Annotated in this window: 11 protein-coding genes; 5 read left to right on the top strand and 6 right to left on the bottom strand. The window is 40.0% G+C overall.

Going from position 1 to position 14,729, the window contains the following annotated elements; translation table 11 throughout:
- Positions 1 to 102: 102 nt before the first annotated feature.
- The 5 genes from JWQ54_RS10205 to JWQ54_RS10185 all read left to right on the top strand — a co-directional run bounded on the left by JWQ54_RS10205 (position 103) and on the right by JWQ54_RS10185 (position 4,240).
- Entirely contained in the window at positions 103 to 1,173 is a 1,071-nt protein-coding gene (locus tag JWQ54_RS10205; RefSeq protein WP_299584027.1) for a sensor histidine kinase, read from the top strand.
- Positions 1,173 to 1,868, top strand: a complete 696-nt coding sequence (locus JWQ54_RS10200) for a LytTR family DNA-binding domain-containing protein (protein WP_299584024.1) — start codon at positions 1,173 to 1,175, stop codon at positions 1,866 to 1,868. The genes JWQ54_RS10205 and JWQ54_RS10200 overlap by 1 nt, the downstream gene beginning before the upstream one ends.
- Before the next feature lie 127 nt (positions 1,869 to 1,995).
- Entirely contained in the window at positions 1,996 to 2,586 is a 591-nt protein-coding gene (locus JWQ54_RS10195; protein ID WP_299584021.1) for a TetR/AcrR family transcriptional regulator, read from the top strand.
- Between the two features lie 142 nt (positions 2,587 to 2,728).
- Complete coding sequence (locus JWQ54_RS10190; protein ID WP_299584019.1) at positions 2,729 to 2,953, top strand: hypothetical protein; 225 nt, start codon at positions 2,729 to 2,731, stop codon at positions 2,951 to 2,953.
- 6 nt (positions 2,954 to 2,959) lie between these two features.
- On the top strand, positions 2,960 to 4,240 hold the full coding sequence (locus tag JWQ54_RS10185; RefSeq protein ID WP_299584016.1) for an MFS transporter: 1,281 nt from the start codon (positions 2,960 to 2,962) through the stop codon (positions 4,238 to 4,240).
- A gap of 76 nt (positions 4,241 to 4,316) precedes the next feature.
- On the opposite strand, the gene JWQ54_RS10180 is transcribed toward JWQ54_RS10185, so the two are convergent.
- The 6 genes from JWQ54_RS10180 to JWQ54_RS10155 all read right to left on the bottom strand — a co-directional run bounded on the left by JWQ54_RS10180 (position 4,317) and on the right by JWQ54_RS10155 (position 14,602).
- The gene (locus tag JWQ54_RS10180) at positions 4,317 to 6,785 is read right to left on the bottom strand and encodes a glutaminase family protein (RefSeq protein WP_299584013.1); all 2,469 of its coding nucleotides are present in this window, start codon (positions 6,783 to 6,785) and stop codon (positions 4,317 to 4,319) included.
- A gap of 169 nt (positions 6,786 to 6,954) precedes the next feature.
- Positions 6,955 to 9,345, bottom strand: coding sequence for a GMC family oxidoreductase N-terminal domain-containing protein (locus JWQ54_RS10175; protein WP_299584010.1), 2,391 nt, complete (start codon positions 9,343 to 9,345; stop codon positions 6,955 to 6,957).
- Between the two features lie 100 nt (positions 9,346 to 9,445).
- Entirely contained in the window at positions 9,446 to 10,003 is a 558-nt protein-coding gene (locus JWQ54_RS10170) for a hypothetical protein (RefSeq protein WP_299584007.1), read from the bottom strand.
- A gap of 130 nt (positions 10,004 to 10,133) precedes the next feature.
- Complete coding sequence (locus JWQ54_RS10165; RefSeq protein WP_299584004.1) at positions 10,134 to 11,600, bottom strand: metallophosphoesterase; 1,467 nt, start codon at positions 11,598 to 11,600, stop codon at positions 10,134 to 10,136.
- Positions 11,601 to 11,866: 266 nt separating this feature from the next.
- Complete coding sequence (locus JWQ54_RS10160) at positions 11,867 to 12,508, bottom strand: response regulator transcription factor (protein WP_299584001.1); 642 nt, start codon at positions 12,506 to 12,508, stop codon at positions 11,867 to 11,869.
- A gap of 12 nt (positions 12,509 to 12,520) precedes the next feature.
- Positions 12,521 to 14,602, bottom strand: a complete 2,082-nt coding sequence (locus tag JWQ54_RS10155; RefSeq protein ID WP_299584000.1) for an ATP-binding protein — start codon at positions 14,600 to 14,602, stop codon at positions 12,521 to 12,523.
- Between the last annotated feature and the right edge of the window lie 127 nt (positions 14,603 to 14,729).

The following is a 14,729-nucleotide window of genomic DNA, read 5'->3' as shown; positions in this document are numbered from 1 at the left end:
TTGTTATCCGGCATTTCAAAAAAGAGGCGTTCAGCTAACTATTTCTGTAATTGGTAACATAAATTTTAAAGCTGCTGTAATTAAAATTACCTTAGATTGTATATGCAGGGAATCAGAAAAAAACACCTCCTTGAAATTTTGCTGCACCTATTGTTTTGGGTGGGCATTTTTTATGTGGAACAAAATTTTTCCAGTCTTTATCAATTTTTACGGAAGGACATTAACGGGCAGTTTGAACAACATATCATATTAAAATCTGCCTACCCAATTTCCATAATAACATTAGGGCTGTCAATGACGCTTTTTTATACCAATGCTTTTTGGTTATTAAAAACGATAGTTAGATATAAAAATAAAATCGGCCGGGTTGTCATTGTTATTGGGTGGATGGCCTTTCTCATTTTAACTAATTACTTTTCAGGTCTTCTTTTTATTCGCTTTACCAGCATCAATGCGCATGAGTGGCGGCGCTTCCAGTTTAATATTTCGCTGGTCTTTCTTTTTGTGCTTGGACTTTCAACCGCTTACTTTTTTTCGAAAGAATGGATAAAGAATGAACTGCTTCGTAAACAGCTGGAAGCTTACCAGCTAACCACCGAAATAAAGTTTCTCAAATCGCAGATAAACCCGCATTTCCTTTTTAATACGCTGAACAACCTTTTTTCAATGGCCCAGGAGAAGGGGAATGATGAACTGGCAGATGGCATTTCAAAACTTTCAGGCATGATGCGTTACATGATCTATGAAAGTAATGCCGATACGGTACCCTTAAAAAATGAGATTGAATATATTAAAAGCTGTGTAGCGTTAAACAAGCTGAGGTATGCCGATGAAGAAGCCCTTGTTAATTTTCACTATAGTGAACAAGTGCCTGCTGTATTCATCGCCCCAATGATATTTATTCCTTTTATTGAAAATGCCTTTAAGCATGGCGTGCTTATTAATGATACCTCACTCATTGATATTTCTATAGTTGTTAATGATAAGGCACTATTGTTTACCTGTGAAAACAAAAACTATAGTTTTGTTAAAAAAATGGAAAATGATAAAAGCGGGATTGGTTTAGAAAATGTAAAAAGAAGGCTGGATCTGGTATATCCCGGTAAGCATGAGCTAATAATTAAAAACGATGAAAACCTGTTCCATGTGGAGCTCAAAATAGATTTAAGCTGATGAACTGCATTGCAATTGATGATGAGCCACGGGCGTTGGAGGTAATAGAACGGTATTGCACTAAAAGCGGGATACTGAACTTACAGGCATCATTCCGCGAGCCGCTAAAGGCCATTGAATTTTTGAACTGCGAAAGTACAGAACTTGTTTTTTTGGATATTAACATGCCGGGGATCAATGGTATTGAACTGCTTTCAACACTTGCTGTTAAGCCAATGGTTATATTCACAACTGCCTATAGCGATTACGCTGTAGAAAGCTATCATCTTAATGCGATAGATTATTTGCTGAAACCAATAACATTTGAGCGTTTTTTAACCGCCACCAACAAAGCGCTGAATTTACATTTGATGAAAAGTAATGTTCAGCGTAAAGATGATTTTGGAGATTATGCATTTGTTAAAAGCGGGGCGCAAACCTACCAGGTAAAAATCAGTGAGATCCTGTATTTAGAAAAGGATGGTAATTATATTTCTATTGTATTAAAGGATAAAAAAATCCTCATCCGCCAAAACATGGCTGATATTTTTGAAGTGATCCCCGTGCAGAATTTTGTTAGGGTACATAAATCATTTGTGGTGGCCATAAGGCACATTGCCATGGTTGAAAATCACCAGTTGATAATTAATGGTGATAAAATACCCATTGGCAGCACCTATCGGGATGAATTAAAAACAAGGTTGGGATTGGTTTAATTTCGCAGGATATTTGTTCCTATTTGGGTTATTATAAAACAGTTAAAGGGTACACCCGAGCTAAAAAGTTAAAATAAATTTTATAACTAAATGAATATTCATTTATATTTGTATCGATATATAAGCTATGCGCACAAGAGATATTGATAAAGAACAGCTGGTAAAGCAAAAGGCTATTGAATGTATTGTAAAAGATGGTTTAGAAGGCTTTAGCATGAACAAGCTGGCAAAAGCCTGCAAGATCTCGGTAGCTACGCTGTACATCTATTATAAGGATCGCGATGATCTGATCATAAAAATAGCCCAGGAGGAGGGCCTGCGGATGGCTGAAGCCATGCTGAAGGATTTTGATGTGGAAGCTTCATTTGAAGATGGGATGCGGGTACAGTGGAAGAACCGTTATAAACATATGATGGATAATCCATTCATAGGCGTGTTTTTTGACCAGTTGAGAAGCTCAAGCTACCACGCACAGTTTATGGAAACCTTTAAAAAGAATTTTGAAGTATCCATTAGCAAGTTTATGCACAATGCGCTGGAAAGAGGCGAAATTAACGAGATGCCCCTTGAAGTTTACTGGTCAGTTGCGTATGCGCCGCTTTACTCCCTGATCCGTTTTCATAACGAGGGACATAGCATAGGCGGAAGCCCCTTTCAAATTTCAGATGAAATATTGTGGGCAACGTTCGACCTAGTTATTAAAGCGTTGAGGAACTAGTGTTAAGTCATAAGTCTTTAGTCGTAAGTCTAAAGTCAAATTTTGCCTTTTTCTGACTTAGAACTAAAGACTTTTGACTCAAGACTAAGCGTCAGGCTTAACATTTTTCTGCTTAGTTAAATAAGTGAATATTTATTTATAAATGGAAGACTTTAATCACATACTATTGTTTAAAACCAACTGCGAAACCGCTGCAGATAAGGTGGCGCTGCAATTATTATTGGGAAAGCAGGATGGCATTGAAGAGTGGAATCTTGACCAGGAGGATTGTGATTGTGTTTTAAGAATAATAACTTATACCGTAAATTACACTTGCATAATTAAATTACTAAACCATCATGGCTACGAGTGCTGTGAATTAATATAAAACACAATGAAACAACAAGAAATTATACCTTTTACCGGCTACCAAAAATTGGTGATATTTATTTTAGCCCTTACACAATTTACGGTGATCCTTGATTTTATGATCATGTCGCCATTAGGGGATATGCTAATGAAGTCAATGAGCCTTAAGCCATCGGCATTCGGCATTGCCGTGTCCGCCTACGCATTTAGCGCTGGTATTTCCGGCTTGCTTACTGCCGGCTTTGCCGATAAATTCGACCGTAAAAAACTATTGCTGTTCTTTTACCTGGGCTTTATTGCCGGCACTGTATTATGCGGAATGTCGCATACTTACCCTTTACTGTTAGCCGCGCGGATCATTACCGGCTTGTTTGGCGGTGTTATCGGCTCCATCTCTATGGCCATTATTACAGATCTTTTTGCCCTGCAGCAACGCGGGCGTGTAATGGGTTTTATCCAGATGGGTTTTGGCGCGAGCCAGGTGCTCGGTGTGCCAATTGGCTTATACCTTGCAAACCATTTTGGCTGGGAAATGCCTTTCTTTTTAACAGCTGCATTAGCCGGAATTATTGCCGTAGTTATAGTGCTGCAATTAAAACCTGTTACCGCCCATTTACTGGTGCAACATGACCGTTCAGCATTTGTTCATTTATTACATACAGTTGCCAAACGCGATTATCGCATTGGTTTTGCGGCTACGGCATTGCTATCAATAGGTGGTTTTATGATGATGCCTTTTGGCAGTGCTTTCGCTATAAATAACCTGCATGTAACCTATCAGCAGCTGCCTGTATTATTTATGATCGCGGGTATTAGCTCGCTTATTGTTATGCCATTGATAGGGCGTTTAAGCGACAAGGTCAGCAAGTTTAAAATATTCACCGCAGCAACGGTTTGGATGATGGTGATGTGCGTGCTGTACACCAACTTATCGGTAACGCCATTCTGGCTGGTGGTTATATTTAATATCCTGATGATGATGGGCGTCATGAGCCGCATGGTTCCTTCCTCTGCCCTTACCAGCGCAGTGCCCGATATGGAAGATCGCGGTGCCTTTATGAGCATAAACGCGTCTATGCAGCAAATTGCAGGTGGTGTTGCTGCGGCGGCGGCCGGGATGATTGTGGTTCAGCAAAGTAAAGGCAGTCCGCTGCATCATTATGATACCGTGGGCTATGTGATCGTTGGTATTTCGGTGTGCAGTATATTTTTGATGGGCCGCGTAAATAGTATGATCAACAGAAAAATAAAAGACAAACCCGCTGCCGTTAAACTGGATGATGTGGTTATAAGCGAAGGGTTTTAAACTTGGGTGTTCAAAACCTTAAACACACTACAACCGTCATGCCGATTTATTTCAGCATGACGTACTTTTGTAGAACCTATTTCTTCACCCACTTTTGCTCCAGCATCTTTATAAAATATCCTCCCACTACGCTTCGCGCCTGGAAACCTGTTTGTTTTCCATTGGTTGTTTCGTGCCAATCGCTTAATGGTACACGGGTTGGGGTTTCTGTAGCAAATTTATAAACCGGGGCTGCCAAAGCTTCAAAATCAGTCCGGTTTTTCGCTAAGGTAGCAGTCCACATTATCCAGTCGCTTTTGGTATAGGTTTTACGACTATCCAAAGGCAGGCCGAATTCATTTTGTTTGGTTAGATAGAATTTAACTTCTTTATTATAAACAGACTGCGGGAACAGCTTCAGCCCTAAAATTTTATCCCATACCATATTATATTTTTGGCTCCAGCTGCCTTTGTTTGCAAATGTTAAGGTATAATGGTCGTTATCACCGGCTAATTGTGCCCACTTTACGGCCATATCCTTCGCAATTTTGCCGTACTTTTTTGCTGCTCCTGCTTCACCCATCTGCCCTGCCAGCTTTGCATAACAGGCAATCCCTACGATAGCCTTTACTGATAAATTTGCGTTGCGTGCCAGGTGCCCGGCAAAATCATCCGTACATAACTGGTTTTTGGGGTCAAAACCTTCGTTCACCAAATAGGTTACCCATTTACCCAGTGTTATCCAATGCTGCTTAGCGTAAGCCGGGCTGCCCTCTGCCTTTGCAATTGCTGCCGCAAGTATGATCATATTGCCCGATTCTTCTACCGGCATGCCTTCCCCATATTGCTGACCATTTGCTAACGGGTAAGTTCCAAGGTCATGCGCGGCATAACCCCTTTGAAACTTGCCGCTTTCGCTGAAATAGAAGATCCCGTTTAGCATCCCTTCTAATAATTTCGGGTTGTACAAAAGATATAACGGCGCTGATGGATAGGTAACATCAACCGTATTTATAAACCCACCGCTATAATTTTCTTTGGAGAGCCACAATAATTTACCCTGCGGACTTTTCACCAGCGTATGAGCAGCTATGCTTTGCCGGTAGGCCATTACACACAGCTTAGCATACTTTTCGCTGCCTGCCTTTACTGCATCCTTGTACATTGTGGCGTTAAACAACTCACATTTTTTTAATAAAGCGGGATAATCAACAGCAGCCTTTGCCAGCGCCTGTTCAATGGTTTTGGTTTGGGCATTTTGCCACCATGGTTTTAAATTTGTATGAAAATACTGTATGGGGTTAATATCATCATAACCCAGCTCAACAAATTTTTCGACAGATGTTTTGCCAACCATGCCAAATGGGATCACCGTATTTAAAACAAGATCCGTTCCCTTTGTTTCTGTTGATTTACTTTCTCCTTTAAAAAAGGAATTAACCGCTTCCTCATCTGTACTTACATATTGCTGGGAATTAAAAGATATTGGCACAGCTACATACATATACCCCCAATCGATGCGCAGGTCGTCACCCTTTTTTTGCAGGATGGGTTGCTCAACGGTACCCGCTTTTAAAACAGATAAATTACCTGCAATGTATTTTTTAGTAGTAACAGCCTGCGTTGTTGTATTGCGTGCCACATCAGCCGATGCGCTGAAATATACCTTTACGTTATGCTCCTTGCCGTCGTTTGATTTTACTTTATAGCTAATATATGATACCGGCCTTGACAGGACACTCAGGTCATTCATTAGCAGCGGCGAAGTAAAAGTTAACTGCAGATCAGTATTACCGCATTTAAAATTGTAAATGGTTTGTGTTGCATTAAGCTTAACCCCGGTTTGTTTTGCAATCTTTAGCTCGGCATGATCTTTTGGTTTTAATTCATCAGCAAAGCCGGCATCCAGCCAGGCGGCGCCACCTGTATTGGTGCAATGCATGGCCAATACGTTTTCGCCCTCGTTTAATTTATTTACCACATCATCATTAAGCGGAAAATATTGCAGATCGCCATTGGCGCCGCTGCCCGTATATATTTTCTCGCCGTTCAAGTAGACCTCAACGTCGTCATCATGATGCAGTTTCAAGTAAAGCTTATTGATATTTGTTTTACTATAGTTAAAAATCCGGCGAACCCAAATTTCTTTGCCCGTCCACATGGTTCCCGCCCTTTCCTTATCATCACTAAAGGGAGCCGTTCCTGTTTTCCAGGCGCTATCGTCATAATTAGTGGTTGTCCATCCTTCTCCGGGAATCAACTCATTGAATTTACAGCTATACGGTTTTTCATCGGCAGCGGGTACTATCGTTTTGTAAGATACAGGCTCTTTTCCCATAAAGCGATAAACTTCATCATCAACTTTTATCAAACCAATTAAGGACTGATCTTTACCCGTCCAGTGATGTGTTGTTGACTGGTTAAGCTCATCAGTAAACGACCAGATGCTGAAATAAGGGTTATGAGTTATTAAAGGATATGCAGGTGCTTTTGTAGCTTGTGCAAATCCCGAGTAACCCGCCAGTAAAAAGGAAAGCAGGCAAATGCAGTTAGTAAATTTGTTCATAATAGGATGTAATATTGAATTGGTAATTGTCAAAGCTACATATAAAAAGCGTTCCCAATAACCGGAAACGCTAATTTTATCAACCAAATGCTTGAATTACCCAACCTGGCGGAGGTATCGGCGCAGGCCTGAAGTGCTGTTCTGTAAAAAAGTTTCCTTACATGCCGTACTAATTTCGAGCAATATAAGGTGCAGCATAATGAGCTAATGCCATAACGGTAACCTGCGGATTAACACCCAAACTGGTTGGGAATACACTGGCATCGCAAACAAATAAATTGTCGTATCCAAACACTTTGAAATTTTCATTTACTACCCCGGTTTTGGGGTCATTGCTCATCACATTGCCGCCCTGCGGGTGACCAGTGCCGGTAGAAATATCAGGTGATGCTTTTACATTTTTACGCAGGTTTTCCTTTAATTCTTTTACCGTTTTATATTCATAATAATTGAATGTATTGGGCATTACCCGCTCTGCACCACCGGTTAGATATATTTCTGCTGCTTTTTCCAATCCATCCATCAGGCTATCAAAATCGTCTTCGGTTGGCTCATAATTAATATCGCGGCCAAATAGGCCGGCAATTTTCACTTCGGCATTTGAGGCCGTACCAACTAATACGCCTGTACATGCCATATTACTGTAATGCTGCATATTGTAAAAATGCTGATCAAACCAGCCAGGCATAGCCGTAGATTGAAACATGGGCGGATTAAACCAAGTTTCCATAACATACCTGCGGTCGTTGGTTCTCAGGAAATGAGAAATCTGCAGCCCGTCGAATGAATTAACCTGTTGTTTATAAGCAGCAGTTATTGGAGAGCCCAGGTTAAATGCCAGCTTTTTACCCGCGTTAACTATCCCCAGTTTTGATTTTAGCAGCAAAATACTGGACGAAATTGCCCCCGCCGATGATACAAAGGTTTTTCCTTTGATAGTTATCTGCCGGCCGCTTTTAAACTTCCCGGTGAGGGAAACGATCTTTGATCCTGCCCGGTTGAAACTAACGGCTTCGCAATTTGCTATTATCTGCAACGAACCAGGATTTGCCAATTGCGTCTGCGGCAAAATGGTGTCCAGCATGGAAAGCTTTTTTCCAAATTTGCAGCCAATATTGCAATAACCAGATCCCAGGCAGCCATTTATATTTGCCATTACAGAATCCAGCTCGGGTTTGTCATATCCCATTTTTTTACATGCGTCTGCAAAAAGCCTTCCGCCGGGGTTTAAAAATCTGTCATCGGTCATCAGCGGTGTATGGCTTATGTTCATCAGTTTATAAATGGCGGCAATTGAACTTTCATATCTTGCCCGGTCAATACCTATACCCATTTCATTTATCCACCTATCCAGAATATAACCTGGTGTTTCGAAGCAAACCGCATTGTTAACCACGGTTGAGCCCCCAACGCAGCTGCCCTGGAATACCTGGAAACGAAAGTCGCGCGAAAGCTGCAAAGCGCCGTTGGCATAAAGCCTGCTAACCATGTCCACTTCATCTTCGGTGAAAGATGCCGTCTGCTCAAATCCGCCACGTTCCACCAATAATACCTGTCTGCCTGCCTGCACCAACTGATGGGCTAAAATGGATGCCGCCGCGCCTGAACCCACAATTACTACATCTGCAGTTATTTCGCTTGCAGTTATGTCGGATTCTTCCTGTACTTTCAATAAAGCAGACTGGGAATGACTGCCCGGAAACTCCCTATCCCGGTCATCAATATCCTTTCTTTTTGAATACCGCACATAGCCTATACTTTCATACACTGCAGGGTCGCTATAGTATCCCATAAAGCAGATTTGCTTGGTCATTCTGATTGCGGCCTGCACTATTTCCCCGTACCAGCGGGGAACATTTTGAAATTCAAGATCGGTTAAAAATCTTTTTTTGAGAAATGCCAGCCGTGCTGCGGGCTGCATCAGGCTGAGCAGCGGATGGAGCGACAACAGCGGATATACCTCCATGGCTGTCAGCACCAGTTTCATAACCCATTTATTTGTAGCTTCAAATCTTGCCAGGTAGTTATCCACGTTCTTTGCCACTTTTACCGGTTCAATCTGTAGCTTATATTTATCGGTATCGCCTGATATGCACACCTCTGCCATTGCCTGCAGTGTTTGAAATTGCTGAATAGATAAATACTTTAGATTGTACCGTGCTATGCCGGCTGCTCTGAATAGGATCCAAAGTATAGCAAAGGCCAATGTATAAGTAATTAACTCCCATAAATGAGTTGTACCGGCAGTAGCCTCTTTGCCACGGATCCACTGTATAGCTGTCCATATTACAGCCAAAGCCAATATCCATTTAAACAAACGGATCAATGGACTGAAACGGCGTACATCACCAATGGCCAATGCAAGCAAAAGAACAATTAAAAAGCCTTGCAATACAGAATTTCCGGATAAAACAGGATAAGCGTTTCTTTCCGCCGGTTGTAAAAATGCAGGTGTTAATTTTGGGAAAAAATGAAAGAAAAGCGTAAGAAATGAAAGAACAAGAAGTAATTTTAAAAACGACTTCATGTATTTTTCTGCTGGAACCAATTCGCTGTTCATAATATCAGAGTTTTAAATAAAATATTATTTGTTTGGGGAAAATCAGAGGGATGTATTTAGCATGCTTTGTTTTTTTACAACAGGCATTCTTGAAGCTTCTTTACCAGGGCAGGTATTGTATTTCCTGCGGATGGCCCAGCAAAAAATAGCAGTAAAAAATATTCAGGTTTTCGCCAAAGGTGAGGTAAGCCTTGCACAGCATTAAACTATGATCTCCTTCGTTTGGTAATACTACAAAATCCCGGATCACTCTAAAAAAGCTAAGAGTAAACTTGTGAAATGGTATATCGTAATTAAAATGCGCCAGGTGTAAATATGGCTGGTAGAGTTTGTGATATGGCTCATCTTTTACATATGATGTCCTGAAATAGCCTAACTGGTTTGGCCGTACTTTGTGTAACCCTACTTCCCATTGTCCCAGGTATTTTTGATGGTCCTGTATTACAGTTTCGTTATATCCGTAATTAGCGCCGTTTCTTTTGTAAAAACCTTTTTTAAACTTTTCACCTGATATTTTTCCGATCGGTTCATGGTTCCATCCGCAATATATATATCCGTTCAGTTTTTCTAAATCAGGGGGTGTGCCATTCAGCAATATTTTTTCTAATGTGGCCTTGTCGCATTGGGCAAGGGTTTCGAAAGTCCATTTTTGTGACATAGCTTTAAGTTTTTAGATTAAGCGTTTTATACAGTTAAAATTCTTACTTCATATTACATTATTAGTTGTTATTTAAGCAGTTAGCAAACCCGATAGTCGGGCCGGTGTTAACAAGATAAACCTGAGCTATTTAGCTTTTTTCAATTAACGCTAACTCGTCATCACGTAAAGCATCATCGTTCCAGCGTTGTAAAGGATGAATTATCAATTCCCCGGCGCTATCGTAATCAAAGTGCAGAAACGTGTAAGTTTTATCTATGCGCACATCGGCAGAAGATGCTTCAAAAATGGGCATCCATGTGCCTGTGTTTAAATACCATTTTCCGCTATTATTTTTTTGTTCCGGGTTATGTGTATGTCCAAAAGTCACTACTTGTAATGCGTTATTTTTATTGAAAATGTTTTCAGCGTACGAAACAAAACTGGCCGGTGGATTTAGTTTTACCAGCGTCATAATTCTGCCGAAGAGATAGGAGAGTAAAAGGAAGCCGAGGTTTTGACCTATGTTCAATATTTGCTGTAAAATCCAGGAGGTATCCTGCGGATGTGATTCATGCGGAAGGCTTTTATAAATTGCATAACCGGTAATGGCGATCGGTAGAATAATAATCAGGAAAAAAGTAATGGCATATTTAAAAACCGGCCACCACATTTTCTTCGGGATTAACAAAATTGTAAAAGGCACGTAGTAAAAGATCATTTTCAGGGCCAGCGGAAACCGTTCCCGGAATAATACAAGCAGGATGTTTTCCCGCGGTCTTACATTATCTATAAAAGGGTAAACCAGTTCAATTTTATTAACTAAATACCGGTTAAAAAAAGAAGCGAACGGCAGGTTTAACTCCTGTTGATTATCACTAAGAACAGCACCTTGCACAGCGGTTGAGTTTTCATAACAATGGCCGTGTTCAATATAAATTTTTTTATCTATGATGATTGAATGATCTGCAAATGTTGTCAGGCTGATAATTACTGACAGCGTGGTTACGATAGGCAATTGTAATTTTTGCGAAAGGAGCTTTGCCAGGAAATATTGCAGGTAGTTTTGAACAGGTCTCCAATACCACTCCAGGTCGTGGTTGCCTTTGGTAATAATTAATTCATTGCCGTTATGCACCCATAAAGCCAGCCGCTCAAATAGATCTTTGTGCCCCGAGATGCACACATGGAGTTTCCATACAGATTTATAATCATTTGTGCGCAGACCGAATGTTTTCTCTTTTTTTACAATTGAGTCACGAAGCTCCTTTTGTGATTTGGTGATCCCAACGATTTGGAGCATTTCCTCCCAATCTGAAAAGTCCTGATCGGCATCAGGAAAGTTGCAGATTCGTAAAAAATCGATAAAATCACCATTTATTACGAGTAATGCTTTACCTGCGGGATCCTTTTTTTCCAGGTGATCTATAAACCGGACGAATGACTGATCAGCAAAGAAATTTTCAGTTCCTTCATAATTGCTGCTTTTATTTATTCCGGCTGCCAGGTGCAGGTCGCTGATCACAAATATAGTCTTGCCGCCAGAGTTGATCTCTACCAGTGGCGCTCCATAAGCGTCCTGTGAAAAAAAGATTTCGCTGTTGCCGGACTTCTGCATAGCGGTGTAAGGTATTAAATAGATATTCGTTAAACACGCATGGAAAAAATTGGACTTCTGACTAGTTATTTAGGAATTGATAATCAGCAATATATAAAATGATTTTAATATTTGCAACAAGGATCCGTAAAAAGTTAGATTAAGGTCAGGTTCCATTTAAATGAACGCTGAAAAACGAAACTCCCCAACCCGGCATGAGGCAGCGCAGGCTTAAACACAAACCCGTAACCCACACATTTGCAGGCCAGGCATTCAATTTAGCTAACCTAATTTATTTTTGATGCCAATAATATAGCTATGGCTTCTTTGCCGCAATTTACATGGAGCTTTCTATAAGTGTTTCGTAAATGTGAACGGGCAGTATCATAGGCTATATTCATTTCGTGCGCTATTAGCTTTACGCTATACCCTTTGGTTAGGAGTTGAAGTATTTCGGTTTCCCTGTTTGTAAGTTCGTATTTTACCTGCAAATTATTGTTTTGCTTTGTGGTTTTAAAAGAATCGATGACTTTTTTTGCGATCAACGGCGACATAGGTGCCCCCCCGTTTAAAACTTCTTTTATGGCATCAAAAAATTTCTCGGGAGATGTTTTTTTAAGGATATAGCCATCAGCGCCTGCACAAATGCTCCTGAATAAACGGTCATCATCTTCAAATTGGGTGTACATAATAATAATGGTTCCGGGCCGCATCTCTTTTATCTCTCCTACTCCGGTTATACCATCCTTGCCCGGCATATCAATATCCATTATCACCAGGTCGGGCTGTTTAAGGGCTATCTGCTCTTTTACATTGTTCACATTATTAAAATCGCCCACCACTTCATAACCGTTCTGCGCATTTAAAAGATACACCAGTGAGTTCCTTAACGCCTCATTATCCTCATATATCACTAATTTTTGGTCCATATACTTGTTGTATTATGCCTTACGGAATAAAGAAATGCTTTTTCCTTCAAGGGGGATAGAAACGCTTACAAATGTGCCATTCGCGGAGGTCATCTCTAACGTTCCGCCCCATTTTTCAACCCTGCTTTTAATATTCTTCAACCCGTTGCGGCCTTTATTTATTTGCCCGGGGTCAAAGCCTTTTCCGTCATCTTTAATTTCAAAGCAAAACCTGTCCTTATTTGTTGCCAGGTCTATCGTTACATATTTGGCGCAGGCATGTTTCCTGATATTATTAAGGATCTCCCTGAACATTAAAAAAATATCCCTTTGTTTTTCGTGCGAAATTGAGTGATCTGAAAACTCTTCATTAACATTCATATGGTAATCCACATCGTTGTTATCGAAAATGTCTCCGGCATATCTCCTCATTCTTACCGGGAGAGTTCCCTGGTCATCGGGCTTGGTTTTCATGTTCCATACGATTTCATCAAGCGCCTCTGTTGAAGCAAGCAGTTCTTCGCGGATATCGGTTATATGATCTTTTTCGGTACGCGCGCCTGTTATTGGCTGTTGCCTCAACAGTTCCGTTAAAAACTGGATATTTGTTAGCCTTGAGCCAATATCATCATGCAGATCCCGGGCAATAGATGTCCGCATTTTATCCATCTCAATAATGGCCTTTGCCTTTTGCAATGTACGGGTGCGGTAAGCTGCAATTACTATTATCATCAACAAGAGAACACCAACTGTTATTTCTGAATATTTGAGCGTCCGCTGTTTTTCAAGAGAGGTTTTATTTATTTTTTGATCTTTTTTTAATAGTATGATCTCTTGTTCCTTTCGCTTAACAGAAAATTGTTCTTCGAGCCTTTTTACCTGCAGCGTTAATTCAGTATTTTGAATACTGTTAACCGCTTCATGATATTTTTCGCTGTATGTTAGTGATTTTTCGAAATCCTTTTGATCTGAATAAAATTTAGCGAGGTATTTGTAATTATTTAACTCCTGCTGTTTATCACCATTTTTTATAGACTCATCAATAGCTTTAAGCATTTTCTTTTCTGCACGCTGTTTTTCCTGGTAGCCTGATTGTAAAAAAGCGATCCTTGCATCTATTTTAGTAATTGCAGCGTTATCTCCGGCTTTTCCTGCTATATATCTTGCTTTAATAAAGTAAGCAGCAGCCTCTTTAGGCTTATTCATTTCGGTATAGGTGTTCCCTATTTCAGTTAAAACTTCGGCCTCTTCAGACAAAAGACTCATATCCTGATCTACCTGCAACGCTATATTAAACTGATCTAAAGCTACATTATATTTTTTAAGCCCCCTGTAAATAGTGCCAAGGCCAATTCCTGCTGTTGAGATGCCGCGCTTATCATTAATGGTTTTTTTAAGCGATTGGGCACGCAGTGCATAAGGCAGGGCCTGCTGAAAAAGATGCAGGTGTATAAAATCGTTCGCTATTGCCTGGTAGCAAAATGACTCGCCTTTTTGGCCACCTATTTTTAAAAAAAGATTAAGCGATTTTAAATGATAGGTTAACGCTGTTTTATAATCGCCAAGCTCAATATAAGTGTTTCCAATATTTAAGGATTGACCAGCAGTAGATTCAATATTATTTTTATTAGTTTGATCAAGCTTGCTACATAAATTGAGTGCAATTAATTGGTGGGGTAAGGCTGTTTTGTAATTGCCTTCCATTTTATATAATAAACCTGCAGCACCGTGATAATTTAATTTCATTTTTATCCCTTCAGTGTCATTGTCGCTGGCTTTATCAGCCATTAATTTAGTTTCATTTAAAAAGAACCGGGAACTATCCAGCATACCTGTATTAAAATAAATACTTACTAATTGCGCATAAGCATTACTCAAGATACGTGGGTTATTAAAGCGGGAGCTCATTTTGATGGCCCTATACGAATAATACTTGGCTAAATTCATATCGTACCTTGTTAACAGGCTTGCCAATCTATTTATGGTAATGCTCTCTTCCTCATTATTGCGGTGTAACGCTATGATCTTCTTTAAACTATCAATAGCCGAATTTTGTGCATTTAGTTTAAAAGAAAAAGCTAATGATACAAATACAACGATTTTAAAAAAACGCATGTGTAAGGTTTTTAAGGGATTATATTTCCCCCTAAATCTACTATTTTATTAAAATAATATGCCACTCTAAATCTTTAAATAATAAATAATAATAACAGTAACCTAAATAATATGTCACCTGGCTGGT

The organism is Mucilaginibacter sp., from assembly GCF_028288225.1.
Lineage (GTDB): Bacteria > Bacteroidota > Bacteroidia > Sphingobacteriales > Sphingobacteriaceae > Mucilaginibacter.
Note: the sequence above shows the minus strand (reverse complement) of the source record. Positions and strands in the feature narration are given on the sequence as shown.

Excerpts from the sequence above, each read along its gene's own strand:
- JWQ54_RS10205 (WP_299584027.1), top strand. The coding sequence starts at position 103 with ATGCAGGGAATCAGAAAAAAACACCTCCTTGAAATTTTGCTGCACCTA.
- JWQ54_RS10200 (WP_299584024.1), top strand. The coding sequence starts at position 1,173 with ATGAACTGCATTGCAATTGATGATGAGCCACGGGCGTTGGAGGTAATA.
- JWQ54_RS10195 (WP_299584021.1), top strand. The coding sequence starts at position 1,996 with ATGCGCACAAGAGATATTGATAAAGAACAGCTGGTAAAGCAAAAGGCT.
- JWQ54_RS10190 (WP_299584019.1), top strand. The coding sequence starts at position 2,729 with ATGGAAGACTTTAATCACATACTATTGTTTAAAACCAACTGCGAAACC.
- JWQ54_RS10185 (WP_299584016.1), top strand. The coding sequence starts at position 2,960 with ATGAAACAACAAGAAATTATACCTTTTACCGGCTACCAAAAATTGGTG.
- JWQ54_RS10180 (WP_299584013.1), bottom strand. The coding sequence starts at position 6,785 with ATGAACAAATTTACTAACTGCATTTGCCTGCTTTCCTTTTTACTGGCG.
- JWQ54_RS10175 (WP_299584010.1), bottom strand. The coding sequence starts at position 9,345 with ATGAACAGCGAATTGGTTCCAGCAGAAAAATACATGAAGTCGTTTTTA.
- JWQ54_RS10170 (WP_299584007.1), bottom strand. The coding sequence starts at position 10,003 with ATGTCACAAAAATGGACTTTCGAAACCCTTGCCCAATGCGACAAGGCC.
- JWQ54_RS10165 (WP_299584004.1), bottom strand. The coding sequence starts at position 11,600 with ATGCAGAAGTCCGGCAACAGCGAAATCTTTTTTTCACAGGACGCTTAT.
- JWQ54_RS10160 (WP_299584001.1), bottom strand. The coding sequence starts at position 12,508 with ATGGACCAAAAATTAGTGATATATGAGGATAATGAGGCGTTAAGGAAC.
- JWQ54_RS10155 (WP_299584000.1), bottom strand. The coding sequence starts at position 14,602 with ATGCGTTTTTTTAAAATCGTTGTATTTGTATCATTAGCTTTTTCTTTT.